Annotated in this window: 1 protein-coding gene; it reads right to left on the reverse strand. The window is 41.0% G+C overall.

Going from position 1 to position 3,182, the window contains the following annotated elements; genetic code table 11:
• Positions 1-3,182 (reverse strand): hypothetical protein (locus ACKPQ5_RS09575; protein ID WP_407678883.1); only part of this gene is annotated, 3,182 nt, incomplete at both ends.

Consider the following 3,182-nt stretch of genomic DNA (forward strand, 5'->3'; position numbering starts at 1 on the left):
GTTAAGGTAAGTCCCTTCCCTTTCAATCCCGAGTGCAGAACCAACTTGATTTGACTGGTTTCGTTATAATCTGATGTCCCTTGCAGTAAATGAGAACCCGATGGCACTGAACCTACTGCATGGTTCATATTTCCATCCTCCATGTAAAACGGTAGATTCGAATCTGTAAAATTATGCTCATGGTATCCGCTGCCAGCAAGGTTGACATTAGCTGGATTGTATATTCCCGTTCCATTTGTTGCATTGTCCAAATACACGGACTGGGTATAAAGAGGATAATAGTAACCATAACCCTGAGCGCTCGTCCCCTGGTAATAATATTGTGGAGATTCAAGTTGGGCTACCTTGGAATGATTGCCATCCCAATTAACTCCATCCGTGATGTTTTCGTCCAAACTGAGGGACCAAATAACATCGGAGCAGTTAAGCGGACTTCCATTTTGATCATACCCGGAGAAGGTAAAAATCATCGACGCATTCGGGTCATTTTGGCTACGAACGGGCGCTTCGATTAAATTAAGCAGACTGCCGGATTGTGGGGAAAGAGTAAGAATTAAGCTCTGGTTAGTATCATTGGTTAAATTAATCGCCGCTTTATTTCCACCCCAGAAGGAATTGTTCATAATTCCTTCCCCTGTAGTATTGGTAAAATCAACCCCGGAAACAGTGGAAGAAAAACTGATAGTAAATCGATCGGTCGGGTCAAAGATACTGGAGGTTGCATCGTCAATAATTGTAAAACTGATGGTCCCATCTGAAAGAATTTGGTAGGAAAAATTGGGTATTCCCTGAGACGTATTGGTACTGGCAGCAAAAACTTTAAATTGATAATCCTTACCCAATTCAAATCCTCCCCCAATGCCTTCAATTTCTTTGAGGACATTTTTTCCAGTGGTAGAAAACCGGCTCATTTCTCTCGCTTTTTGTCCCCATACTAAACGACTTCTTCCATTTCCGCGATTATCAGTTTCCAATGTAATGGGATCAAATCCTGGCACATAAAGTGTTTGAGAAAAGAGGGTTGGATTTGAATTAGGACGCAGTGCAATATCCTGAAAGTTTTCATCCTCAAGAAGGACTGCAATGTTATACAATCCGGGCTCCAAGTTCGGGATAACATAAGTGCCATTCTCATCGGTGAATGCATAAGAGTCCCAGTCATTTTCTTGCCCCCAATTATATCCAGGCATGCCGTTGTAAACAACAATTTCTCCGCCCATCCCACTTCGGTCACTACCACCCAGGCCATAAAAGAAATTAGTGGGCATGGAATCGTCCACAACAATATCCAAGTATGATTTCTGAGAGACTGAATCAAATTCAGACACTCCATTGAGTCGAATACCGGAGAAGCTCTTTTCATTCGTAAAATGAGAAAGTTTATTTCCATTTAACTCGTTAAATATTTTCACATCCGGCTCTGCCAAAAAAGTATTTCTCTGAAGATTTAATTTTTGCCCCTCTGCTCCCAGTAATTCTTCTGAATAAGTTCCATTATGATCGAGTTCAACGGAGACTAATTGATTCGTGGTAATTAACTTTACCCTTGCAGGTGAAAAATCAGGTATTCCATTTTTATCTAAATCTGGAACAATACTTTCATTAAAATCTATGGTTACATTGAAATCTTGTGTCACATACGATCCCCCGTCTAACACTCTAACTTTTGAGATTCTATCTCCATACGGATCTGACATTTCTATGTTGTTAGATAATGTGTAGTTAAAATCATACACCTCAAACTCAGGGGTAGGTCCAGGTGGATCCCAATATAAAATGTCTGTGTAAATTACACATTGAATCGCTTCAGATGGACCAAAGGCAGGACGATACCGGTCATCCTTTGCCCATGTCTTGTAGAAGTATCCCTGCCCTGCCCCTTCGGGATTGTCCACTTTATCTAATTCTAAACTTTTAAGTTCCCGATCATTATAGAAAATACGGGTAAGAATTCCAATTTCATCAAAAATAGGAATAGGTTCCGTACCCGATCCACTCCCCTGGATTATTATTTCTGGAGCCAAATATTTACCACCATTTGAATTAGTAATTTTTATTTCACTGATTTGTCCCCTTTTCACTGTCGCAGTACAATTGGTTTCGAATGGTAGCCAATCTTCATATGTTCCCGATTTTCCTGCCCGGTAATAGTCATTAACCAAGACAAAATTCGCTTTTTTCCCAGAGCAAATTGGCGATAAAAACTCAATCGTGCGGTGATTACTATCAGCCGGGCAATTCGGGTGATTTGCTATTTTACTATGATTATCATTCCAATTTTCGAAAGAAGTATTCCAATTAATGTCCGTACGAAAAGTCCCCACTTCCTCTCCGGGGCAGGTCTCAGGTGGATAGGGGGAAGAACTTGAATCAACATGTCCGCACCGTTTGAAACTTCCATTTACATCTTCACGTAAATTATTACACCTCCATTGCCAGGCATTTTCTGGTTTTCCATCATTTAAATTAGAATAATTGGGGGGCGTTCCACAAATAATAACATGCGGATCCACATAGTCTGTCCCTCCCTTAGTCACAATTATCTTGGTGATGTTCCCATCGACTACCTGGGCAACTGCGTGTGCCCGATCAGATGGCGGAATAGAACTCTCCGGTCTTCCTTTATCCAAAATCATAACCCATGGAGCGACATACCTGAATTCAGAAAATGGACTATTGACATCGGCCTCTATCATTTCTCCATCAAATAAAAAGTAGTTTCCTTGAGTATTATTTAAAGTCGGCTCCTTCAAGCTCCCTCCTAAAGAAACAAGCAAACTTGCATTCCTTTCAGGCTCTAATATTGCCCTGCCTGGATTTGGAACGATTATTGCCGAGGAATTATTCTCTTTCTGCAAGTTATAATATCCTCTTCCACCCTCTACTATCTGCACATCAACAATGCTACCATTTTGATCCACCTCCCCATTGATAACTGCCCCAGTACCTCCGCCCCCACTCACAATTATCTTCGCAATTCCAGAAGTGTTTATCAATTGATTTGTAAATGGGTTCAATAAAGTTGGTTCATATCCGGAACCCCCAAATGTAATGTTTAAATCTAAAATAGATCCGTTTTCATCAGTGGCATTTACTTCAAAAGTTGCTTCTTGATATAGTAAGGTGGCATCTAATTGGGGGTGGGGAATTGGGTTGTCTGCAGTTGGCCTGGGTCGTCCATC

It is taken from the genome of Candidatus Seribacter sulfatis, assembly GCF_964187635.1.
Classification (GTDB): domain Bacteria; phylum Verrucomicrobiota; class Verrucomicrobiia; order Opitutales; family Seribacteraceae; genus Seribacter; species Seribacter sulfatis.